We start from the raw sequence: 21,850 nt of genomic DNA, 5'->3' as shown, positions 1-21,850 counted from the left end.
ATGCTGGTCCGAATTCCTCAAGTGCTGAACGCTGAACAACTACGGCTGGCCCGAGCTGCACTGGAAAACGCTGGTGCCGCGTGGGTGGATGGCCGGGTGACGGCGGGTTATCAGGGCGCACCGGTTAAACAGAATCAGCAGATTGACGAGATGTCGCCGGTTGCACGCGAACTGGGTGATCTGATTTTGTCTGCGCTTGAGCGTAATCCACGCTTTATCAGCGCCTGTCTGCCCGACGTGATCTACCCACCCATGTTCAATCGTTACGGCGAAGGCATGACGTTTGGCAGTCACGTCGATGGCTCTATCCGCATTATCCCGGGTAGCGGTGGCCGCAAACTGCGTACGGATATCTCCGCCACGCTGTTTCTGGCGGAGCCGCATGAATACGACGGTGGCGAATTGCAGATTGAAGACAACTACGGTTCGCACTCCGTCAAGCTGGCTGCGGGCGACATGATTATCTACCCGGCAACCAGCCTGCATCGGGTCACACCGGTAACGCGCGGCACCCGGCTGGCCAGCTTTTTCTGGATACAAAGCATGGTTCGCGATGACGCCCAGCGCACCTTGCTGTTTGACCTGGACAATGCCATCCAGACGCTCAATCAAACCAACGCCGATCAAAGCGCCCGCACGACGCTAATTGGCAACTATCACAACCTGCTCAGAATGTGGGGAAACACATGATTAACAGTTTACTGGCCGAAAACCATAAAGGATTTCTGCCCGACCGCCTGCGTACCGGCAATTTTCTGAAATGGCTCAAGCGGGTGCATGCCTGGCTGGGCTTGTGGGGCGCCGCGCTGGGGCTGATGTTTGGTGTGTCGGGCTTTGTGCTTAACCACCGTGCGCAACTGAAGATCAACGCCGTCACCCCGGTGGAAAGCACAGTGCAGATCGCCATCCCCGATGACGCGCACGATGATCCCAAAGACTTTGCCAAGTGGTTCAGCGAATACACCGGCATCAAAGGGCATCCGCGCACCAAAGTCATACCAGCAAAAGAAGTGATCTGGAACGAGAAACCAGTGCAAAAACCGGCGGAGTGGTCGGTGACGCTGGCCAAGCCGAATTTCTCGGTGAGCGCTACCTATACCGAAGGCAACAAGCTGGTAGAGGTAAAACGCAGCGAGACCAATTTCTGGGGCGTGATTACCAATCTGCATAAAGGCGTTGGCGCGGGCGTGGGCTGGATTCTGCTGGTCGATACCCTGGCCGGTGCCTTGATCACCCTGTGCATCACCGGCTTTCTGTTGTGGAGCCGTTTGCACGGCCCGCGCCTGGCTGCGCTCGGATTGATTGGCGGTGCCGTTGCCTGGGGCTGCTGGTCGGTGCTGGCGTAAGGCTGGCACGAATGGCAATAACACCAGCAATTGACATGGGCGACATCGCCGACTGTTGATGCAATCGGAGTCAGGACCAAAGGGCGGCATTGCAAAATGGCCGCCCTTTGCGCATTCGCAAGCCATTTACTGACTTCCCAAGGATTGCACCATGTCTGCCACTCACGGCAACGACCATACCGCCAACCCCGCACCTCTTGGGTTGTTGGGTTTCGGCATGACCACCGTATTGCTCAACCTGCACAACGCGGGTTTGTTTGAATTCAACGCCATGATCCTGGCCATGGGCCTGTGCTATGGCGGCGTGGCGCAGATCATCGCCGGCATCATGGAGTGGAAGAAGGGCAATACCTTCGCCTGTACCGCATTCACCTCGTACGGTCTGTTCTGGTTATCGCTGGTGGCGTTGTTGCTGTTGCCGAAAATGGGTATGGGGACACCCGCTGCCACGGGCGCTATGGTTTCGTACTTTGTGATGTGGGGCTTGTTCACTGGCGTGATGTTCATTGGCACGCTGGCACTCAACCGTGCCCTGCAAGTGGTGTTCGGCTCGCTCACCATTCTGTTCGCGTTGCTGGCGCTGGGTGATGGCCTGGGTTCCGCAACCATCGGCCAGATCGCGGGTTGGGAAGGCATCTTCTGTGGCTTCTCCGCCATCTACGCCGCGCTGGCGCAGGTGCTGAACGAAACCCACGGGCGTGTGATGTTGCCGCTGGGCGAAAAGGCAGCCTGATTCGCCGAACGGCCAGGTTATTCCGTAGCCCGGATGAAGCCCGCAGGGCGGGAATCCGGGGGCAATGTTGGCAAGATCGAACGCAGGTTGTGGGTTGATGCATTCCTATCCCGGATTCCCGCTGCGCTCATCCGGGCTACGGAGCTGGGCAAGGCCCTTTGAGCGCGGGTTGCCCAATCAGTATGCCCTCAAGAGTGGTGACGGCCAGGTAACACATCTTTCCATCCTGATAGCTGCGGGTTTCGTAATCTTTGTTTGCTTCTGGCACGAAGGTCCAGTCTGTATTGCAAACAAAAGTATCAACGGCAGCGGTGGCTTGCTTGCCTGCGCCTTGCTGGGACATGAAACTCACGTCTATAGGTTGCCCAGCCGGAATATAAACTTCTGATACCGCTTGATATTTGGCGGTTGCATCACCGGACATGCCCAGTTTTTGGCCATTAAGATGACTATCAGACAAGCCGGTGAAAGCGTTGTTGGCCACGATACCTCCTCCAGCATATTCGTCATGGCATGCGCGGTTTGGTATAAGTCGCACGACGCCACCGGTTACCGTGCGTAAACGGGCGCGATCACCACTCTCAGGTTCTTTGTATGCGCTCACCAGAAAGCGGGGATTGGATATCTGGGCGCAGGCTCCCAGGGTCAACAAGGTGAGCAGCAAGAGAGGGGTAAGCGGTTTCATACGTCTTGAGTTCATGGGGTTTGGGAAAGTCCTATTTTATGCAGAACAGCGTTGGCAGAAATTGATGCTAACGGCAGTTGTTCTATGTAAGCTGCGCTCGCTTTTAATCAAGATGCAGAAAGTCTGAAAATAAAAAGACCCGCATAAAGCGGGTCTTTTTATTCAAGCTATTAAACAGTCTTAGTTCTTGGACTGATCAACCAGCTTGTTCTTGGCGATCCACGGCATCATGCCACGCAGTTGGGCACCAACCTTTTCGATTGGGTGTTCTGCGTTCAGACGACGGCGAGCGGTCATGCCTGGGTAGTTGGTCTTGCCTTCCAGGATGAACTGCTTGGCGTATTCGCCGGACTGGATGCGATACAGCGCTTTCTTCATCGCTTCTTTGGTAGCAGCGGTGATGACTTCCGGGCCGGTCAGGTATTCGCCGTATTCGGCGTTGTTGCTGATCGAGTAGTTCATGTTGGCGATGCCGCCTTCGTACATCAGATCAACGATCAGCTTCAGTTCGTGCAGGCATTCAAAGTAAGCCATTTCCGGAGCGTAGCCCGCTTCGGTCAGGGTTTCGAAGCCAGCCTTCACCAGTTCCACCGCGCCGCCACACAGCACCGCTTGTTCGCCGAACAAGTCGGTTTCAGTTTCTTCGCGGAAGTTGGTTTCGATCACGCCGCCCTTGGTGCCGCCGTTGGCTGCAGAGTACGACAGAGCGACATCACGGGCCTTGCCGGACTTGTCCTGGTACACAGCGATCAGGCTAGGTACGCCACCGCCCTTCAGGTACTCGGAACGCACGGTGTGGCCTGGGCCTTTCGGGGCGATCATGATGACGTCCAGGTCAGCGCGCGGCACGATCTGGTTGTAATGGATGTTGAAACCGTGAGCGAAAGCCAGCGCAGCGCCTTGCTTGATGTTCGGAGCGATATCTTTGTTGTACACGTCTGGCTGGTTTTCATCCGGCAGCAGAATCATGACAACATCCGCGCCCTTGACGGCTTCGGCAACTTCTTTAACCGGGAAGCCGGTGCTTTCTGCCTTGGACCACGAAGCGCCGCCTTTACGCAGGCCGATGGTCACGTTCACGCCGCTGTCTTTCAGGTTCAGCGCGTGGGCGTGGCCCTGCGAGCCGTAGCCAACGATGGTGACTTGTTTACCCTTGATCAGGGAGAGGTCAGCGTCTTTATCGTAATAAACTTTCATTTGGTATCACTCCTGTGAGGTGTAAGGAGTGAGGGGTAAGGGGCGGACATAATGCCGCACACCTCAAGCCTCACAAATCATCAGATTTTAAGAATACGTTCACCGCGACCGATGCCAGAAGCGCCGGTACGCACGGTTTCCAGAATCACGGCCGAATCCAGAGCCTTGATAAAAGCATCCAGCTTTTCACCAGGGCCGGTCAATTCAATCGTGTAGGTCTTTTCGGTCACATCGATGATACGGCCACGGAAAATATCCGCCATCCGTTTCATTTCTTCGCGATCTTTGCCGGTGGCACGGACCTTGATGAGCATCAGCTCGCGCTCAATGTGCTCGGACTCATTCAAGTCGATCACCTTGACCACTTCAATCAGCTTGTTCAGCTGCTTGGTGATCTGCTCGATCACTTCGTCCGAGCCATGCGTGACAATCGTCATGCGGCTCAGTGTCGGGTCTTCAGTGGTCTGAACGGTAAGCGAGTCGATGTTATAACCGCGGGCCGAAAACAAGCCCGTCACCCGGCTCAAAGCCCCGGCTTCGTTCTCGATGAGGGTGGACAGAATATGGCGCATGTTCACGTTCACTCCCTTAGCACAAGTTGCCGTAGTCACGGTTGTTTTCAAACGGCACTTGCTGCATGCCGGCCATGTGCGGGGGCAGATCCATCTGGTTCAGCCCGCGCCCGTTTTGCACCATCGGGAACACGTTTTCGGTTTGATCGGTACGGAAGTCGATAAACACCAGACGATCTTTCAGCTTGGCGCTGAACGCTTCCTTGAGTACCGGCTCAACATCGGCCGGGTTTTCAACCAGGAAGCCAACGTGACCGTAGGCCTCGGCGACCTTCACGAAGTCTGGCAGTGCATCCATGTACGACTCGGAATAACGCGTGCCGTAGAAGAACTCTTGCCACTGACGGACCATGCCCAGATAACGGTTGTTCAGGCTCAGTACCTTGACCGGCGTGTGGTACTGCTTGCAGGTCGAGAGTTCCTGAATGTTCATCTGGATCGAGCCTTCGCCGGTCACGCAAGCAACTTGCATGTCCGGATTGGCCAGTTGCGCGCCCATGGCGGCAGGCAAGCCAAAGCCCATCGTGCCCAGGCCGCCGGAGTTGATCCACTGCTTGGGGCGACGGAATTTGTAATACTGCGCCGCCCACATCTGATGCTGGCCGACGTCGGACGTCACAATCGCGTTGCCCTGGGTCACATCCCACAGGGTCTGGATGACGTGCTGTGGCTTGATGACCTCGGTCGACGGTGTGTACAGCAAGCTGTTGGGCTTGCGCCATTCATTGATCTGCTTCCACCAGTCTGCCAGCGGCTCGGCGGCCGGGCGGATGCCGGTTTCGCGCAGCAAGGCCAGCATGTCGGTGAGAACATGTTTGACATCACCAACGATAGGAATATCCACCTTCACGCGCTTGGCGATGGAGGAAGGGTCCACATCGATATGAATGATTTTCTTGGCGTTGGACAAGAACTGGTTCGGCACCGAGATGACGCGGTCATCAAAGCGCGCGCCAACGGCGATCAGCACGTCACAGTACTGCATGGCCAGATTGGCTTCATACGTACCGTGCATGCCCAGCATGCCAACAAAGTTGGGGTGAGTGCCGTCAATGGCGCCTAGACCCATCAGTGTGTTGGTCGTCGGCAGATTCAGCAGCGTGGCCAGTTCGGTGACTTCTTTGGCGGCACGGCCCTGAATGGCGCCACCGCCCACGTACAGGAACGGCCGCTTGGCTTCAGCAATCAACTGTGCCGCTTTCTTGATCTGACCCGGGTGACCCTTGGTCGGCGGGTTGTAGCTGCGGATCGTGACCGATTCCGGGTATTTGAACTCCGTCTTGAGCATCGACACATCTTTTGGGATGTCGATGACGACCGGGCCCGGTCGACCGGTTGCCGCAATGTGGAAGGCTTTTTTGATGGTTTCGGCCAGATCGCGCACATCCTTCACGAGGAAGTTGTGTTTCACGATAGGACGCGAACAACCCACCATGTCCACTTCCTGGAAGGCATCCAGGCCGATGGCATTGGTACCCACCTGGCCAGAAATGACCACCAGCGGGATCGAGTCCATATAAGCAGTGGCGATGCCGGTCAGCGCATTGGTTGCGCCTGGGCCGCTGGTAACCAGCGCTACGCCAACCTTGTCGCTGGAACGCGAGTAGGCATCAGCGGCGTGGACAGCAGCTTGCTCGTGCCGGACCAGCACATGCTTGAATGCGTCCTGGCGGAAGATGGCATCGTAAATTTCCAGAACAGCGCCGCCAGGATAGCCGAAGACGAATTCAACGCCTTCTTCCTGCAGACAGCGCACCATTATTTCAGCGCCCGAAATCTCCATGGGTCAACCTTTGTGCTAACGAGTTAACGGAATCGGGAACGCAATGAGTCGACTACTTGGGCATGGCAGCGGGATGCAGCAAGGCGCATGTTCAAAAACATGCACATGAGAGCGCGAATCGTCCGCCGGGCTTGAGGCCCATGCCATGTTCCAGGGAACACGCATTGCGATCCTGATTGATCTGTACCGGGCTTGCCGCCGTCAAAGAGCTTGCATAAACGGTAAAACCGGGTCGTATCGAAGAAGCTTTGCTCAAGCACACGAAAACGATTGCTATGGTGTGCAAACGTCTGTGCGTGCGGCGTGGCTCTCCTTCTCGACCAGGGGGGTGACCCGTTTGTGCAACCCTACATGCAAAGGCTTGTGGCCCGCAAAGTGACGACCAGATGATAAATGCGCTGGCGGTTGCCGTTCGGCGCGGGCAGGCTGAGTAGGCCTGAACGCTATTACTTGACTGGTGTAGAACGCAAAACCCTACCGGAATCCAAAACGCTTGGCAAGTTTTTCGGGTAGTAATTCCTGGCTGGTAATGCAATACGCGAAGCTTTTTACAGAATGTAAATCGCTAAAATAATCAGGGACATCCTTACTGCGCTTTGCTACCATTCGCGGCTACCTGACAAACCCCTCGATGGCTTTCCAAGAGCCCTGTACGGAGAAACTGACCTGGACGCAACGGAAAAGCTGGCGGCATTTCTTGCCGAAGTAGAGCGCCGCGCGTTCAAGCAGGCGCAATACGCCGTGCAAGACGAAGACACCGCCCTGGATATTGTGCAAGACGCCATGATGCGTCTGGCCGACCGCTATAATGCGCGCCCGCCGGAAGAGTGGCCGATGCTGTTTCAGCGCATACTGCAAAATGCCATCCGTGATCATTTCCGCCGCCAGAAGGTGCGTGGCTTCTGGGTTACGCTGTTTTCTGCCTTCGAAAGCAAAGACGACGATGGCGACGCCGGCGACCCGATGGAATGGCTCGGCGCTGACATGCAGGCACCCAGCCCGGAAGAAGAGCACGATCAGGCGCGCACCATGGCTCTGATCGAAGAAGGGGTGGCACAATTGCCTGCACGTCAACGTGAGGCCTTCATGCTGCGTTACTGGGAAGAGCTGGACGTTGCTGAAACCGCCGCCGCCATGGGATGTTCGGAGGGCAGTGTCAAAACGCACTGCTCACGCGCCACGCATGCACTGGCAATCTGGCTGCAGCGGCGAGGCATCGATTGGTATGGTACACGGGGAGGGACATAAGATGGATCGTCCGTCTATGCAAGAACGCGAATTCGGTTTGAAAGTAAAATCGGTGCTGGATCAGGCGCCGGTGAGTGCTAATGCCCAGGCTCGGCTGAACACGGCCCGACGCCAGGCGATTGCGCGCGCGGCCGAATTGCAGCGCCGCCCCTTGCTGGTTTCCCGCCTGGCTGGCATGTCGCACTGGTTATCCGAAAAATGGCATGAGCATCCAGCAGCGTGGGGGACCGGCGCCGCTTTTGTTTTGGCGATTGCCGTGGGTGGCTGGTGGCAGCTGCAAAACCAGGCGCTCGGTGATGCTGACCATGCGGTAGACGTACAACTGCTGGCAGACGAAGTACCGCTGGACACTTTTATTGACACCCGGTTTGAGCAATGGACCAATACGCCATCTACCGCCCGCGATTGATCATTGCCCATGTTTTGCTGCTAGTCGCTTTGTTGCTGCCTGGATTGGCGTTGGCTGACCCGGCTGAATGGCAAGGGCTGGACGCGGCTCAACGTCAGGTTCTGGCGCCCGTCGCCGGGCAGTGGGACCAGTTGCCGGAAGATTCCAAAACCATGCTGTTGCATGTGGCCAAGCGCTACGACACGCTTTCGCCAGAACAGCAGGATCGCGTGCGTGACCGCATTGGCCGTTGGGCGACCATGAGTCACGAAGAGCGCGAACGCGCTCGCGAAAACTACAAAAAATTCAAAGCCATGACACCGGAACAACGCCAGCAGATCATCCAGCAAACCTCTGTCGTTAAACAGCAGCAACCAGCCCCGGCCGCTGGCAAGAAGCGTTAATGACTGAGCTTGCACATCGCGCCGGCTGGTGGCGCCGCTTTTTCGCCTGGTGGTATGAACTGCTGTTGCTGATCCCGGTCTTGCTGCTCGCAGGGGCCTTGTTCCAGGGTGTATTCCAGTTGCTGACCCAAGTGCCGGTTGACCAGATATCCCAATTGCCGTGGGCTCGTAATCTTTCTTTCGCGTGGCTGCTGGTGGTGATGTTTGGTTATTTTGCCTGGTGCTGGAAGCGCGGCGGCCAGACGCTGGCCATGAAGACTTGGCGCCTCAAGCTGGTAGCGCTCGAAGATGGCGGGCCGCTCAGCTGGCGCGCGGTGTCGATCCGTTTTCTGGTGTGTTTGATCTGTTTTGCGCCGGTCGTGCCATTGTGGGTTGAAGTCCGGGTCGATCATTCATGGCTGCCATGGGCGCAAATGTCGCTGGCGTGGTGCGTAATCCCGTTTGCCTGGGCGTGGTTCGATGGCGACAAGCAGTTTCTGCATGATCGCCTCGCAGGTACGCGTTTAGTGTTTGCGCCGAAGAAACCGCGCCAGAACCAGCAAGAGCCCGCCCAAGCCTAAGGCCAGCCAGTCACTGAAGCGCGCATAGGGTGTCATCCCCACATAATTGCGCGCGCTGCCTTCCAGAATTCCGCGTTTTCCTTCTGCCAGTACCGACACCAGCTTGCCGTGGTTATCAATGATCGCTGTCATGCCGGTGTTGGTCGCACGCAGCATCATCCGGCCGGTTTCCAGAGCTCGCGCCTGCGACATCTGGGTTTGCTGCCACGCCGCCCAGGAGCCATCAAACCAGGCCAGGTTTGATACGTTCACCAGCAGTGTAGCTTCGGGCAGTGCATGGATGATTTCGCGGCCATACACGTCTTCGTAGCAGATGTTGGCAGCAAGGCGGGTGGTCGGGCCAATGGCAAACGCCGCTTGTTTGGTGCCGCCAGGCGTAAACCCCGACAACGGCATGTTCAGGTAGTGATACATCCAGCCAAACAGCCACGGCAGCGGCACAAACTCGCCAAACGGCACCAGATGGTGCTTGCTGTAGGTCGGCATTTTCGGGTCGGTCAGGAACATCACCGAATTGTAGTATTCCTCAACATGTTGCCCGGTGAGTGGCACGCCGGTGACCAGCGCCCGTGGAGCAACCGCAGCACGCAGGTAATACAGATACCAGTCGGGCGTGTCCGACAAGAACGACGGAATTGCCGTTTCCGGCAGAATGACAATCTCGCCCTTGGCCTGGCGCGTTAGCCGCAAATAGATGCGCAGGTTATCCAGATAATGCTCTTGCGCCCATTTCTCATCCTGCGGGATGGCGCCCTGCACCAGACTCACTGTCACTGGCTTGCCGATGGGTTGGGTCCATTCCACGTGCGTCAAACCCCAGCCAGCCAGCCAGGTGAATGCCACTGCACCCCACGCTTTGGGATTGCGCGGGAGTGCTGCGATCACGCCAAGCGACAAGGCCAGAATCAAGCTGATGCCATACACGCCCAGAATCGGCGCATAACCCGCCATCGGCGTCATCGGCAACTGTGACGTGCCGACGGTGGCCCAAGGAAAACCGGTAAACAACCAGCCACGCAGCCATTCGGTCAAAACAAATGCCGTGGGTAAGGTCAGTCCGACCCGAATGCAGCGAGTATTGCCCAGCTTGTGGCCTAGCCAGGCGCCCAAGGCCGGGAAGATGGCCAGATAAACTGCCAGCAAAAACACGCAACCAGCCGCCATCCACGCTGGCATGCCACCAAATGTATGCAGGCTGATGAAGATCCAGTAGATATTGGCGCAGAAATAGCCGAGCCCCCACACATAACCCAGCAGTGCCGCCTGCTTTGGATTTTCAGCTTTCCCGGCAACCAGGAACAGCGCTGCCAATGCCAGCCACATCAAGGCAAAAGCGTTAACCGGGGCATAGGCAAAGACGCTGATTGCGCCGCAAGCGGTCAGCAGGAGTGGTGAAGCGTAGCGGGCCGGGGTAAAGCGCATGTCGTTCTTTTAAATGAAGCGACGCGCTCAGGCGCGCGTCGTGGTGCTGTTTGATATGGCCAACTGCCAATGAGGCAGATTGCCGGTATTACTTGATCAGTCGTCGCCGGTAACGGGGATCAGTTCAGGCAGTTTCTCGATCAGCACGCTATGCACGCGACGGCTGTCGGCGCGCACGATCTGAAAGCGAAAGCCCTCAAAAGCAATGGTTTCGCCGCGCTTGGGTACGTGACCGAACTTGTTGGTCACCAGGCCCGCCACCGTATCGAACTCTTCATCCGAGAAATCCGCGCCCAGCGCTTCGTTCAGGTCTTCGATCTCGGTCAGACCTTTAACGCGCCAATGCCCTTTGCGGTCCAGTACGATATTGTCTTCAGATTCGTCGTAGTCGTATTCGTCTTCGATATCGCCAACGATCTGTTCCATGACGTCTTCAATGGTCACCAAGCCCGCCACGCCGCCGTATTCATCCACCACAATCGCCATGTGATTACGGTTATTGCGAAAGTCTTTCAGCAGCACGTTCAGGCGCTTGGATTCGGGGATAAACACCGCCGGACGCAACATGTCGCGCAGATCGAACTCTTCATCCAGCGCGTAATAACGCAGCAGATCTTTGGCCAGCAATACGCCCAGCACATTGTCTTTACCGCCATCAATGACCGGAAAGCGCGAGTGCGCGGTTTCGATCACAAACGGAACGAATTCATCCAGCGGGGTAGAGATGTCGATCACGTCCATCTGGCTGCGCGGCACCATGACGTCGCGCACTTGCATGTCGCCGACATTAAGCACGCCTTCAATCATGGCCAGCGCATCGGCATCAAGCAGATGACGCTCAAAAGCGGAATGGAGGATTTCTACGAGTTCGCCGCGGTCTTCAGGTTCACGCAGCAGGAAGTGGGTCAGTCGCTCAAGCCAGGACGACTTGTGCGACGAAGTAGGCTGTGAGGCCTCGTCCATAAGGTTTACTGCTCCATGTCCATGCGATACGGGTCATCATAACCCAAAGAAATGACAATCTGGGTCTCCAGAGCTTCCATCTCTTCGGCCTCTTCGTCTTCCAGGTGATCAAAACCCTGTAGATGAAGCAAGCCGTGTACCAGCAGGTGGCAGTAATGGGATTCGAGCGATTTGCCTTGTTCGGTGGCCTCGCGTTCAACCACCGGCGCGCACAAAACCAGGTCGCCCATCAGCGGCAGGCCGGGAATATCGGGCATGTCGCCGTCTTCATCGAAGGTAAAGGTGAGCACGTTGGTGGCGTAATCCTTGCCGCGATATTCGCGATTCAAGGTCTGGCCTTCTTCTGCATCGACCACGCGCACGGTGACTTCAGCTTGTTTGACATTGGGTCGCAGCGCGGCTTCGGCCCAAGTCTTCAAGAGTGATTTGGCCGGGATATTGGCCGCTTGCGATTCAATCTGCAGCGCCAGTTTCAGTTTCTTGCTCATTCGATTTCTTTGTGGGCGTGCTCGGCGCGTTTTTGCGCTTCACGTTCAGCTTTGCGTTGAGCCGCTTCAGCATCACGCAATTTGCCGGCGCGGTCATAGGCATCGACGATTTTCTGCACCAGCGGGTGGCGCACCACATCGGCCGAGGTGAAATAGTGCAGGGCAATGCCGCGCACGCTGGCCAGCACTTCCTGGGCGTCGGCCAGGCCAGACTTTTGATTCTTGGGCAAGTCGATCTGGGTTGGATCACCGGTGATGACCGCTTTGGAGCCAAACCCGATTCGCGTCAGGAACATCTTCATCTGTTCGGGCGAACTGTTTTGCGCTTCGTCCAGAATCACAAAGCTGTGATTGAGGGTGCGGCCGCGCATGAACGCCAGTGGGGCGATCTCGATGATGCCTTTCTCGAACAGCTTGGTGACTTTGTCAAAGCCCATCAGGTCATACAGCGCGTCATACAGCGGGCGCAAATAAGGGTCGACCTTTTGCACTAGATCGCCGGGCAGAAAGCCCAGCTTTTCGCCTGCCTCCACCGCTGGACGGACCAGCACCAGACGTTTGACGAGGTCACGCTCCAGCGCATCTACTGCACAAGCGACGGCCAGGTAGGTTTTGCCAGTCCCAGCCGGTCCGATACCAAAGGTGATGTCATGCTCTTGCACGGCGCGGATGTATTGCGTCTGGCGCGGAGTGCGGCCACGCAGATCGGCGCGGCGCGTACGCAATTGCGACACGCCTTCACTGGCTTCATCGTAAACCGATGGGTTGGTCAGCTCGATCAAACCTAGCTGGATGTCATCCAGCTCCAGCACATCGTCTGCTTCGTTGTAGAAGTGTTCCAGCGCGGTGATCGCCAGTTCTAGCTGCTTGGCGTGGCCGGAAACCTTGAAGTTTTCCTGGCGACGGGCAATGGTGACATCCAGCGCGGTTTCGATCTGCTTGAGATTTTCGTCCAGCGCACCACACAGATTGGCCAGGCGGCGATTGTCGACCGGCGTGAAGGAGACGGTTTGTGTATTCAAAATGAGGTATTCATCCTTGGGCAGTCATTTCCGGTTGCGACCTTGCGCAAGGTCGCCAAAACGATCAAACACGTTCTGACCATATGCTGGCCGTACCGCAAAAAACAAGAACAAGCAGCGACCCGATACGAGTCTGCTGCTTGTTCAGAACTGCAAATCGTACGCGCTTAGTGGTGTGTCGGGCGCTTGCCGCCGCGCGGCGTGATCGGTGCCGCCGCAGCTTCAGCGCGTTCCAGCCAGTATTCGCGAATGGTCGGGATCACTTCGGGCAGGGCAGCGGCCAGATCATGTTCGAACTGAGCCAGGTCTTCGCCATCGGCTTCCGCTTCGGCGCGGGCATCTTCGTCCGAGCAATCCAGAATCGGCGCGATCAGTTGCATGGCTTCTTCATCATCCATGAACGGTTTCCAGCCGCGCGGATTCAGCGACGTGCCCAGCATGAAGCCGTAACACCATTGCTGCGCGATATCCAGATTGCGTTCCTGATCCAGATACACCAGCGGCGTGAATGACGGCGGCTCAGCATTCAGTTCATCGGTCAGATGGTTGTACAGACGCAGGATCAGGCCTTCAATGCGTTCTTGCTGGGCGCGGCTTTCCCACTGCGGCTTTTCATTGTGCTCACCCCACACCAGACTAAACCAGGTGTCAGGCGGGAGTTCTTCCGGGCCGACCAATTGTGCGGTCAGAAAACCGTGCAGCATGGAAATATCCATGGCCTGGATCGGCGCGGCGTCAGATTCCAGAAACGTAGCCAGTTCTTCGACTTCCGCCTCGGTGAGCGTGGCAAGCAATTCGCTGTCTTTGGGCGAGGGCATGGATGTTTTTCCTTGATTACTCACAGCCCGAACAGGCTGCGATGAATTTTGACGACGACTTTGCGCACGGCTTCCGGTGCTTCTCCCGCCTGGCAGCAAGGCCGGTGGATATCGCTAGGGAAGAACACGGCAAACATGCCGGGCGCGAGGTCAAAAAAGGCTTCAGTCTGTGGCGGTGCAAAAAAGGCGATGTCGTGACGTTCCCAGCGGTCTTCCAGTACGTGTTCGCCGGTCTGACCGCGCTTGGCCACGCCGTAACGCTCGTTTCCCGACAACACCAGCTGGATGTCCACATGCTGCTGGTGCGCTTCCGGGCGCAAGGTATCTGCGGGCGCGGTAGTCGGCGTCTGGATCATGAAAAACGATCCTTCCGTTGGCAGCGGGTATTTCCCCGGCGTCATGGTGGAGAGATCGAGTCCAGCCAGCGCTTCCAGCGCAGTATTGACTGCTGGCGGGAAAGCGCCTTTTTCGGATTGCCAGTTTTGCAGATTGCTCAGAATCATGGTGTGTCTATCCGGTTCCGCTTTGGCGGGCCGGTCTTCAGGCGCTGACGCGTTCCACCGTCACAATCTCGCCTTTGAGACTGTGCGGCAGGGCGGCCGTGACGCGTACATTGACAAAGGTATTGAGCAAACGCGCGTTACCGTCGAAATTGACGATACGGTTGTTGTCGGTGCGTCCGGCCAGCTGGTTGGCATCCTTGCGGGAAATGCCTTCCACCAGCACGCGTTGCACCGTGCCCACCATATTGCGGTTCACTTCATCGGCCAGATCCTGGATGCGCGTCTGCAAGCGTTGCAGGCGTTTGGACTTCACATCATCTGGCACATCATCTTGCAGATCGGCGGCAGGCGTACCCGGGCGACGGCTGTAAATAAAGCTGAAGCTGGCATCAAAGCCGACATCGTCGATCAGCTTCATGGTCTTTTCAAAGTCTTCCTCGGTTTCACCCGGAAAGCCGACAATGAAGTCGGAACTCAGGCAAATGTCCGGACGCGCTTCTTTCAGTTTGCGTACCAGCGACTTGTATTCAAGCGTGGTGTACCCGCGCTTCATGTTCACCAGCACGCGATCTGAACCGGCTTGTACCGGCAGGTGCAAATGGCTGACCAGCTTGGGCAGCTTGCGATAGCAATCGACAATGCGCGCAGTCATTTCACGCGGATGGCTGGTGGTGTAACGAATGCGTTCTATGCCTGGCACTTCATGCACGTATTCCAGCAGCATGGCGAAATCGGCGATGTCATCTTCTTCGCCGTTCACACCACTATCGACCATGCGGCCGCGATATGCATTGACGTTCTGACCCAGCAGCGTCACTTCCTTCACGCCTTGCTGGGCCAGACCGGCGACTTCGGCCAGCACGTCTTCAAACGGACGGCTCACTTCCTGGCCGCGCGTGTACGGCACGATGCAGAACGAGCAGAACTTGGAACAGCCTTCCATGATCGACACAAACGCGGTGGCGCCTTCAACCCGCGCTGGTGGCAGGTGGTCGAATTTTTCGATTTCCGGGAAGGAGATATCCACCTGGCTTTTGCCGGAGCTGCGGCGCTCGGCAATCATGCCTGGCAAGCGATGTAGCGTTTGCGGCCCGAACACGACGTCAACATACGGGGCGCGTTTGATGATCTGCGCGCCTTCCTGGCTGGCCACGCAGCCACCCACGCCAATCACCAAATCAGGGTTGAGCGTTTTCAGATGCCGGACACGACCGAGATCGCTGAAGACTTTTTCCTGCGCTTTTTCGCGCACCGAACAGGTGTTGAAGAGGATCACATCCGCTTCTTCCACATTATCGGTTTTGGTCATGCCTTCGGTGGCACCCAGCAAATCTGCCATTTTGTCCGAGTCATACTCGTTCATCTGGCAACCGAAGGTCTTGATAAATACTTTTTTGGTCATTGCTGTAACTTCTTTTGTTCCTTGAGCCAGGCCTTTTGCTGCTTGAACTCGTCTTCGGTCAGTACCCAGATTTTCCAGACGTTACCGTTGGCTTCGGTGGTGTACCAGATGTCCACATCGGTGGGTACTTGCTGCGGTGGCAGCAGTAAATTATTGGTGCCGTATACGCGAATTGCCGCAGCCGGCATGCGATTTTCGTCGTCAATCGTGACAGATCCAATCTGATAGCTGTTCAGCGTACCCAACTGCCCATTCGGTGGCAGTACGCGATCGGCTAATGCCAGTGTCGAAACAAACAGTGCGACAACGGCCAGTACAACGGCAAAGGACTTACGCATAGGGTGTCTTATCCCGTTGAAAAACAGACAATTTTAGCAATTTGGCGCCAGCTTTGAAAGCCGCGTCGGCGGATGGGGTAATTTGCCGGACTGCAATCGCATGGCCCGGTTCCCGAAAAGTGACTTTAGCCGGTGTCCGGCCAGTTTTTGCGGCAAATCCGGTTTATCCAGACTGAAGGCCAATGCGGGCGGATCAGTGCCGGGATGAGGACTCAAGTCGTTGCACTTAAAGCAGAAATGACCGGAAAACCGATGATCTCGGCCTTTGCCAGCAGTAGTGCGCAAACGCAGCGAACGAATCCGTCAGCGCAGGATGCCCAGCCATTTCAGGATGGCAATCAGGATGACCGAACCGAGCACACCAAAGACAATCCCCGACAATGAAAATGCCCCGGCACGCCAGGCGGCACCAATGTGCAGCACTTCGCCAAACAGCCAGCGACCGACCGCTGAACCGATGATGCCGATCAGGATGTTGAGTATCCAGCCTTGTTGTTGTCCGGTTTCCATGACTTTTCCGGCAATCCAGCCGATAAATGCCCCGATGAGCAGCGTGATAATCCAGCCCACAATGGCTCCTTGCCAGTTATTGGTCTTTTTTATGCGAGAGGTATCAAGTATGGGCGCAGTGGCGATTAAACCAGAGCGCGCCCGGTCAGTCGTTCCAGCGTCGCCAGCGGCGCCTTGTCTGGGTCGACCATTTTCGCTGCGGGCAAGAAATAGGTCTGCTCCATCATGAACTGGCCTGACATCACCGCATGCGAGGTCTGGTCCGAAAAGCAGATCCACGCGCAACCAGGCGGAAACGGCATGGTTTCTTGCGGGCAGTCTTTTTGGTAGGCCAAGTCCGCTTTCATCGCATCGTGCAGATTGAGCATGATGTGGTCATAAGCACTGCGCGGGCGTTTGGTGATCTTGAGCGCGGCCAGCACTGCGGCCGAGCCCGGCCATTGGCGCGGTACCCGTGGCAACATGCGCTTTGCCATGTCGCCAAACGGTTCACCCACACGCCAAACGCGGGGCTGGCCTTGCGGGTTTACATTGGTGAACACACGCAAAATGCGCTCCCCGTAATTGGGGCGGGATGGAAAAGCGTCCACATGCAGGCGGCTATCATCTTTGCGCCAGGAGGTTTCTCGCGTTTCCACGCGATGCAGCCGCAAACTGGTGGGCGCGGTACGCAGTTTGCCGGTGTATTCCGGAAACAGCCGCGCAACCAGGTCATTGGCTTGCGTGTAGTAGCGCTCAATCAGTGCTCGCACGGCGGCTTCGTTTTCCGGGCCGCCGATCACACCATTGAGTTTGCCAGTCAGCGGATCAAGGCTGATGTTCTTGCGCTTGGGATCGGCAATGGCCGGGTCCAGCAAGCGCTTTTCGGCATCGGCAACCTGGAAATCAATCGTCGGAAAGAACAGAACTTGCCCGCCTTCAACCGCTGCCAGCAATTGCTCGCGTGGCGGAGAAAACGTGGGGCTGGACTGGCTGACGGTGATGATCTGACTGGTCATGGCTGCGAGGTATCCGGGATAGGCAGACCGACATGTTACAACAATGCCCGGCGCAGCTTTTCATCAGAACGCGCGACAGAATTGACGCTGCGCTTTTCCGGCCACTTTCTGCATGCTGTTGAATCATTGGATTTGCCGCTTTTTTGTGCAGCAAATCCGTAATCAACCGGGATTTCAATGACAGAAAGTGTTACTCTGCAAAGTTACGCCAGCTTGCGCAGGTGTACGCTAGCGCGTTGTTTTGCCGTGCGAACTGCGTGATGCACGATGCCAATGGGCTCGCCCGGGGCACGCAGCCAATCCGTTACCGGAACACGTTGTGTGCCTTCGCACCGTACGATCTGGTACCAGCCAGCAAGGCCGGCGCCAATGGAAACGGGGCGTACTTCAATATTTACGTCGTAAGAGTTTGTGTTTGCCACGATGGGCTCCTTCAATAGGTCTAATTGTTTTGGGCCACGAAAAAATGGCCAATTGGACTGAGTGACAGGAGCTGTAGAGGAGTGGAAGTCAGAACTTGCGGCTAGCGTTGAAGCTGGGAGGAAGTACAAACAGGGGACACTTTGGAACTGCACCTGAACTGAGTCAGACCGGCAACAATAATGAGAAATATGTGATCCGTCAAGTATTTATCTGTTGTGCCGGATGTTGAACCGTTTCGGGTGTCTCTCAAAATGACGAGTTTGTCTTACTTATAAGGGGTTATGCCATGAATGCAGAAGATATCCTTGAGAAAGAAGTTGCTCAATTGATGGGTGCCAAGGCTCAACCTAAACGGCGCGGACCAAGCGAAGAAGCGATTGCCAATGCCAATCGCACCAAGACCCAGCGCCGCCGCCAGCTTGAGGACATTATCGAAACCCGCCGTTCGACCGATACCAGCGATTTCTGAACTCGCATTGTTGGCGCGTCAACACTGACTTTTTGAGATATTCCGGCCAGGCCGGACCGAAAACCTCGCATTGCCGCGAGTCCATCCGTAAAACCGATGGCCATACGGTTTGCGGGGTTTTTTTATTGGCTGCGCATTGGTGACGGTGTGGCCGCCAGCTGTCGCCTTGGTATTTAGAAAGGCCAGAACGGCACTAGTGTGGCGAAGTGGCGCGCGGACGGTTGCGACGCCACGCTCTCCTGGATCAGCCGCCCAGTCGTTGATGTGTCAACCGGCGTTGGTCCAATGGCTGGCACTGCCACCATCGGTTTGTCGGCCGCATCGGTTTGCGACACGACCAGCGCGGTCTGGCCGTCTTCCAGTTTCACAAAGCTGCCGCTCGGGTAAATGCCAAACACTTTCACCAATTGCGCCGCATATTGCGGATCGAGTGGTTCTTTGGGGGCCGCATAGACTTGTGCCAGCGCTTGGCGGGCCGGCAAGCGGCTGCGATAACTACGTGGCATGAGCTTGGCGATGACGATGTCCAGCACATGCAGCAGATGTGCGAGTGGATCAATCTCATCTTCCCGCAGATGAAACGGGTAGCCGCGCCCGTCGCGTCGCTCGTGATGGGTTAAAACCAGCGTATGCAAGCGCTCATCTTCCAGCCCGGCTGCGCGCAGCAGCGCTGAGCTGATCAACGGGTGGGCGTTGATCAATTGGCGCTGACCGGTACTTAACGGGGCATTCTGGCTGGCCAGTTCATTCTGCAAAGCCACCGCTCCCAGATTCATGCCCAGGGCAGCCAAGACCAGCGCAGTTTGTTCTGGCTCCGGCAAGCCCAGCGCAATCGCCATGCGGCAGGCCAGCAGGGCGGTGTTGATGGCATGATGGGCGACATAATCCTGCCACGGGCACAACAAAATGGCGGCTATCGCGCCGTCCGGGCAACGGGTGGCCAAATCAATGACCCGCCCGGCGAGCAACTGCAGTGGCTCGGCGCTCAGCTGCCCCGGTGCCAGTTGGGTGTAGGGGGCGAAGTACTGCACTAGCGAAATCGCTTCAACCAGCGCGTGCGGGGCGACCGGCGGGATCACCGGCAATGGGGACTGCGGCGCAGTTGCGGCCAGTGACTCCTGAAAACGCGGGTCGAGCCGAAAATCCAGGTCGCCGTACTGCACCACGCGATTACGGATAAAAATAAAGTCGGGTAGTTCCAGTTTCACTGTTTAAGCCTTGCTGCAGGATGAGTTGAGGCAAGTAAGCAATGTACGATATTTCTGACAGTCTTATTTATCCTCGCACCAATTTTCACACCGGTAGAAAGTCCGGAATAACCAGGCGTACGGTCATTTGGGCGAGGTTTTGCTACAAATCCGATGCGCCGCTGCTGGCTTGAATGGGCGCGATTTGGCAGATGGTGGGCAGGGCGGGGCTGTTTCGCTACCAGTCGGCATATTTTTAAAAAGGTTGCCGGGTTTTGCGTAATGAAAAACCAGTCATTACGCTATGCTGGGGCCAGATCAAGTTCAACGTCGCGTGGGGGGAACCATGCAGCCACCCGTCAAACCCGAAGACGAAGGTGTTCGGGTGAACACGCTCAGAGCGCTGGATATTCTGGATACGCCGCCAGAGGAGCGCTTTGACCGGCTAACACGGCTGGCGCGCCGTGTTTTCAATGTGCCAATTGCCCTGGTCAGTCTGGTCGATACCGAGCGGCTGTGGGTCAAATCCCGCATGGGCGAGGCGATGACTGAAACCGCGCGCGAAATCTCGTTCTGCGGTCACGCCATTCTGGGGAACGAGCTTTTTCTGATCCCCGACACGCTCACTGATGTGCGTTTCTTCGATAACCCCTTGGTGCAAGACAATCCGCATATCAGGTTCTACGCGGGATATCCGCTGGCGGTACCCAACGGCAGCAAACTGGGCACACTTTGCCTGTTTGACATGCAACCGCGTGAGCTGGATGTGGAAGAGCGCGCGTTATTGCGGGACCTGGCGCAGATTGCCGAGCAGGAACTCGCGGCGGTGCAATTGGCTACGCTGGACGAAATGACCCGCTTGTCTAACCGGCGCGGTTTTGAAGCGCTGGCGGGACACGCCCTCAATATGGCGAGGCGGCAGCACAGGCCTGCCTCTTTGCTGTTTTTTGATCTGAATGACTTCAAGAAGATCAACGATACCTTCGGGCATGCTGAAGGTGATCGGGCGCTGATTGCCTTTGCCGAACTGTTGCGCACCGCCTTGCGTGAAAGCGATGTGATTGGCCGCCTGGGTGGCGACGAGTTTGTTGCTTTGCTTTCCGATGCCGACGCCACTCATACCGCAGAAATCATCGGCCGCATGCAAGACGCCTTGAACGAGCTTAATCGCGAACAGGCACGCGGTTACGACATCCGTTTCAGCGTGGGCATAACCGAATACGACGCGGCCAGGCATGCCAGCTTCGAGGCGTTGCTGGCTGAGGCAGACGTTGCAATGTATGCCAACAAAGAGCAAATCAAAGCCAGACCTGCGCAACGTTAGGCGCCACGTTTTCTGTGTGAACAAGCAAACGTACATCCGGACTAGAGACAAGGAGTTCCCAATGGCCCGATTACTTGCGTTCTTCCAGGTCAGTCTTGACGGTTATTTTGCGGATGCGGCTGGCGGACTTGACTGGGCGCGCCCGGACCCACACGACGCCGAGTGGAACGATTACGTCAGCGCCAATGCCACGGGCGGCGGCATGCTGTTGTTCGGGCGCGTTACTTATGAACTGATGGCCAGTTACTGGCCAACCGCGTATGCGTTAGAGAATGATCCAGTCATTGCGGGGCAAATGAACCGCCTGCCCAAATTGGTGTTTTCGCGCTCGTTAGAAAGTGTGGCGTGGGCAAACACCCGCCTGGCGCAAGGCGACCTGCTGAGCATCGTGCGCCAGCTCAAGGCCAACGCCGGTGAAGACATGGCGATTCTGGGTAGCGGCAGCATCGTGCTGCAACTGGCACAGGCCGGGTTAATCGACGAATTCCAGTTGGTGGTGAACCCTGTGCTGCTGGGGCAAGGGCGCGCCATTTTTGCGAGCCTGGCGCAACCGCTCAGATTGCGGCTGATCAGCACTCGCGCTTTTGGCAATGGCAATGTTGTGCTCAGTTATGCCCCTGCCACGTAAAAGCCCGATTGGGATGCCTGGGGCTAGAGATGGCTGGTTTCAGCGGGCGTCGCACCCCAGTCGTCGTGCCGGCCATTTACGTATCTCACCGGCGCCGCGGCTAATTCTTGTGCCGGCACATCGTCAAGACAGGCGATATTGATCGCGTAAATATCGCTGCCCAATTCGGGTTTATAGCGCGTGCCGAATGGTTTGATGCCGCACCGCAGACAGAAGCGATGGTGAATCTGCTGTGCGCCAAACTGGTAATCGGCCAGCAACTCATGGCCTGCCAGTAACTCAAATTGGGCCGCTGGCACAAATCCCAGCCAGAAGCGGCCCTTGCTGCAGACCGAACAATTGCAGCGCGTTGTACCTGCCGCCAGATCAAGCTCACACCTGAACTGCACCGCGCCACAATGGCAACTGCCGTGATAAGACTTTTGCATGGCACTTCTCC

At 56.8% G+C, this 21,850-nt stretch carries 27 protein-coding genes; 10 read left to right on the top strand and 17 right to left on the bottom strand.

Annotated elements, in window-relative coordinates:
* From P4L78_RS09230 to P4L78_RS09220, 3 genes are all read left to right on the top strand, one after another.
* Positions 1 to 690 (top strand): Fe2+-dependent dioxygenase, encoded by a 690-nt coding sequence (locus P4L78_RS09230; RefSeq protein ID WP_283147740.1) that lies wholly within the window; start codon positions 1 to 3, stop codon positions 688 to 690.
* Complete coding sequence (locus P4L78_RS09225) at positions 687 to 1,346, top strand: PepSY-associated TM helix domain-containing protein (RefSeq protein ID WP_309327725.1); 660 nt, start codon at positions 687 to 689, stop codon at positions 1,344 to 1,346. The genes P4L78_RS09230 and P4L78_RS09225 overlap by 4 nt, the downstream gene beginning before the upstream one ends.
* A 151-nt stretch (positions 1,347 to 1,497) precedes the next feature.
* Positions 1,498 to 2,079, top strand: a complete 582-nt coding sequence (locus P4L78_RS09220; protein WP_283147742.1) for an acetate uptake transporter — start codon at positions 1,498 to 1,500, stop codon at positions 2,077 to 2,079.
* Positions 2,080 to 2,215: 136 nt separating this feature from the next.
* Here the strand turns inward: P4L78_RS09220 and P4L78_RS09215 are convergent, their stop codons facing one another.
* The 4 genes from P4L78_RS09215 to ilvB all read right to left on the bottom strand — a co-directional run bounded on the left by P4L78_RS09215 (position 2,216) and on the right by ilvB (position 6,316).
* On the bottom strand, positions 2,216 to 2,764 hold the full coding sequence (locus P4L78_RS09215) for a hypothetical protein (RefSeq protein WP_283147743.1): 549 nt from the start codon (positions 2,762 to 2,764) through the stop codon (positions 2,216 to 2,218).
* Between the two features lie 180 nt (positions 2,765 to 2,944).
* Positions 2,945 to 3,961 carry a ketol-acid reductoisomerase gene (gene ilvC / locus P4L78_RS09210; RefSeq protein WP_283147744.1) on the bottom strand — a complete coding sequence of 339 codons (1,017 nt, stop codon included), beginning with the start codon at positions 3,959 to 3,961 and terminating at the stop codon, positions 2,945 to 2,947.
* Between the two features lie 80 nt (positions 3,962 to 4,041).
* Complete coding sequence (gene ilvN, locus P4L78_RS09205) at positions 4,042 to 4,533, bottom strand: acetolactate synthase small subunit (RefSeq protein ID WP_283147745.1); 492 nt, start codon at positions 4,531 to 4,533, stop codon at positions 4,042 to 4,044.
* 16 nt (positions 4,534 to 4,549) lie between these two features.
* A complete protein-coding gene (ilvB, locus tag P4L78_RS09200) occupies positions 4,550 to 6,316 on the bottom strand; it encodes a biosynthetic-type acetolactate synthase large subunit (protein WP_283147746.1) in 1,767 nt (588 codons plus the stop codon).
* Between the two features lie 561 nt (positions 6,317 to 6,877).
* Here ilvB and P4L78_RS09195 point away from each other — a divergent pair.
* The 4 genes from P4L78_RS09195 to P4L78_RS09180 are packed head-to-tail and all read left to right on the top strand — an operon-like array spanning position 6,878 to position 8,916.
* Complete coding sequence (locus tag P4L78_RS09195) at positions 6,878 to 7,564, top strand: RNA polymerase sigma factor (protein WP_309327814.1); 687 nt, start codon at positions 6,878 to 6,880, stop codon at positions 7,562 to 7,564.
* A 1-nt stretch (position 7,565) separates the two neighbouring features.
* Positions 7,566 to 7,973, top strand: coding sequence for a DUF3619 family protein (locus tag P4L78_RS09190; RefSeq protein WP_309327722.1), 408 nt, complete (start codon positions 7,566 to 7,568; stop codon positions 7,971 to 7,973).
* The gene (locus P4L78_RS09185) at positions 7,940 to 8,356 is read left to right on the top strand and encodes a DUF3106 domain-containing protein (RefSeq protein ID WP_309327720.1); all 417 of its coding nucleotides are present in this window, start codon (positions 7,940 to 7,942) and stop codon (positions 8,354 to 8,356) included. Before P4L78_RS09190 ends, P4L78_RS09185 begins: the two co-directional genes overlap by 34 nt.
* Entirely contained in the window at positions 8,356 to 8,916 is a 561-nt protein-coding gene (locus P4L78_RS09180; protein ID WP_309327718.1) for an RDD family protein, read from the top strand. Before P4L78_RS09185 ends, P4L78_RS09180 begins: the two co-directional genes overlap by 1 nt.
* Here P4L78_RS09180 and lnt read toward each other — a convergent pair.
* The 11 genes from lnt to P4L78_RS09125 all read right to left on the bottom strand — a co-directional run bounded on the left by lnt (position 8,860) and on the right by P4L78_RS09125 (position 17,802).
* Positions 8,860 to 10,338 (bottom strand): apolipoprotein N-acyltransferase, encoded by a 1,479-nt coding sequence (gene lnt / locus P4L78_RS09175; RefSeq protein WP_309327717.1) that lies wholly within the window; start codon positions 10,336 to 10,338, stop codon positions 8,860 to 8,862. The genes P4L78_RS09180 and lnt overlap by 57 nt on opposite strands.
* 96 nt (positions 10,339 to 10,434) lie before the next feature.
* Positions 10,435 to 11,301, bottom strand: coding sequence for an HlyC/CorC family transporter (locus P4L78_RS09170; protein ID WP_283147751.1), 867 nt, complete (start codon positions 11,299 to 11,301; stop codon positions 10,435 to 10,437).
* Positions 11,302 to 11,306: 5 nt separating this feature from the next.
* Positions 11,307 to 11,789 (bottom strand): rRNA maturation RNase YbeY, encoded by a 483-nt coding sequence (ybeY, locus tag P4L78_RS09165; protein ID WP_283147752.1) that lies wholly within the window; start codon positions 11,787 to 11,789, stop codon positions 11,307 to 11,309.
* Positions 11,786 to 12,814: a PhoH family protein gene (locus P4L78_RS09160; protein WP_390901583.1), complete on the bottom strand. Its 1,029-nt coding sequence runs from the start codon at positions 12,812 to 12,814 to the stop codon at positions 11,786 to 11,788. The genes ybeY and P4L78_RS09160 overlap by 4 nt, the downstream gene beginning before the upstream one ends.
* 164 nt (positions 12,815 to 12,978) lie before the next feature.
* Positions 12,979 to 13,629: a UPF0149 family protein gene (locus P4L78_RS09155; protein ID WP_283147754.1), complete on the bottom strand. Its 651-nt coding sequence runs from the start codon at positions 13,627 to 13,629 to the stop codon at positions 12,979 to 12,981.
* A 20-nt stretch (positions 13,630 to 13,649) separates the two neighbouring features.
* The gene (locus P4L78_RS09150) at positions 13,650 to 14,132 is read right to left on the bottom strand and encodes a YhcH/YjgK/YiaL family protein (protein WP_283147755.1); all 483 of its coding nucleotides are present in this window, start codon (positions 14,130 to 14,132) and stop codon (positions 13,650 to 13,652) included.
* 37 nt (positions 14,133 to 14,169) lie between these two features.
* Positions 14,170 to 15,534 carry a tRNA (N6-isopentenyl adenosine(37)-C2)-methylthiotransferase MiaB gene (miaB, locus tag P4L78_RS09145; protein ID WP_283147756.1) on the bottom strand — a complete coding sequence of 455 codons (1,365 nt, stop codon included), beginning with the start codon at positions 15,532 to 15,534 and terminating at the stop codon, positions 14,170 to 14,172.
* Positions 15,531 to 15,872 (bottom strand): hypothetical protein, encoded by a 342-nt coding sequence (locus P4L78_RS09140; RefSeq protein WP_283147757.1) that lies wholly within the window; start codon positions 15,870 to 15,872, stop codon positions 15,531 to 15,533. Before P4L78_RS09140 ends, miaB begins: the two co-directional genes overlap by 4 nt.
* A gap of 303 nt (positions 15,873 to 16,175) precedes the next feature.
* Positions 16,176 to 16,442: a GlsB/YeaQ/YmgE family stress response membrane protein gene (locus P4L78_RS09135; protein ID WP_283147758.1), complete on the bottom strand. Its 267-nt coding sequence runs from the start codon at positions 16,440 to 16,442 to the stop codon at positions 16,176 to 16,178.
* Positions 16,443 to 16,507: 65 nt separating this feature from the next.
* A complete protein-coding gene (locus tag P4L78_RS09130; RefSeq protein ID WP_309327713.1) occupies positions 16,508 to 17,380 on the bottom strand; it encodes a Kdo hydroxylase family protein in 873 nt (290 codons plus the stop codon).
* 203 nt (positions 17,381 to 17,583) lie between these two features.
* On the bottom strand, positions 17,584 to 17,802 hold the full coding sequence (locus P4L78_RS09125) for a hypothetical protein (protein ID WP_283147760.1): 219 nt from the start codon (positions 17,800 to 17,802) through the stop codon (positions 17,584 to 17,586).
* A gap of 287 nt (positions 17,803 to 18,089) precedes the next feature.
* Here P4L78_RS09125 and P4L78_RS09120 point away from each other — a divergent pair, with 287 nt between their 5' ends.
* Complete coding sequence (locus P4L78_RS09120; protein ID WP_283147761.1) at positions 18,090 to 18,272, top strand: hypothetical protein; 183 nt, start codon at positions 18,090 to 18,092, stop codon at positions 18,270 to 18,272.
* A 173-nt stretch (positions 18,273 to 18,445) separates the two neighbouring features.
* Here the strand turns inward: P4L78_RS09120 and P4L78_RS09115 are convergent, their stop codons facing one another.
* Positions 18,446 to 19,480 (bottom strand): HD domain-containing phosphohydrolase, encoded by a 1,035-nt coding sequence (locus tag P4L78_RS09115; protein ID WP_309327712.1) that lies wholly within the window; start codon positions 19,478 to 19,480, stop codon positions 18,446 to 18,448.
* Between the two features lie 325 nt (positions 19,481 to 19,805).
* Between P4L78_RS09115 and P4L78_RS09110 the strand changes: the two genes are divergently transcribed.
* Together P4L78_RS09110 and P4L78_RS09105 are read left to right on the top strand one after the other, a co-directional pair.
* Entirely contained in the window at positions 19,806 to 20,783 is a 978-nt protein-coding gene (locus P4L78_RS09110; RefSeq protein ID WP_309327711.1) for a sensor domain-containing diguanylate cyclase, read from the top strand.
* A gap of 61 nt (positions 20,784 to 20,844) precedes the next feature.
* A complete protein-coding gene (locus P4L78_RS09105) occupies positions 20,845 to 21,411 on the top strand; it encodes a dihydrofolate reductase family protein (RefSeq protein WP_309327710.1) in 567 nt (188 codons plus the stop codon).
* Between the two features lie 23 nt (positions 21,412 to 21,434).
* Here the strand turns inward: P4L78_RS09105 and P4L78_RS09100 are convergent, their stop codons facing one another.
* Positions 21,435 to 21,839 (bottom strand): GFA family protein, encoded by a 405-nt coding sequence (locus P4L78_RS09100; protein ID WP_283147765.1) that lies wholly within the window; start codon positions 21,837 to 21,839, stop codon positions 21,435 to 21,437.
* Positions 21,840 to 21,850: the final 11 nt, after the last annotated feature.

Source organism: Silvimonas sp. (genome assembly GCF_031291215.1).
GTDB classification, from domain to species: Bacteria; Pseudomonadota; Gammaproteobacteria; order Burkholderiales; family Chitinibacteraceae; genus Silvimonas; species Silvimonas soli.
This window is presented reverse-complemented; position numbering and strand designations above follow the sequence as displayed.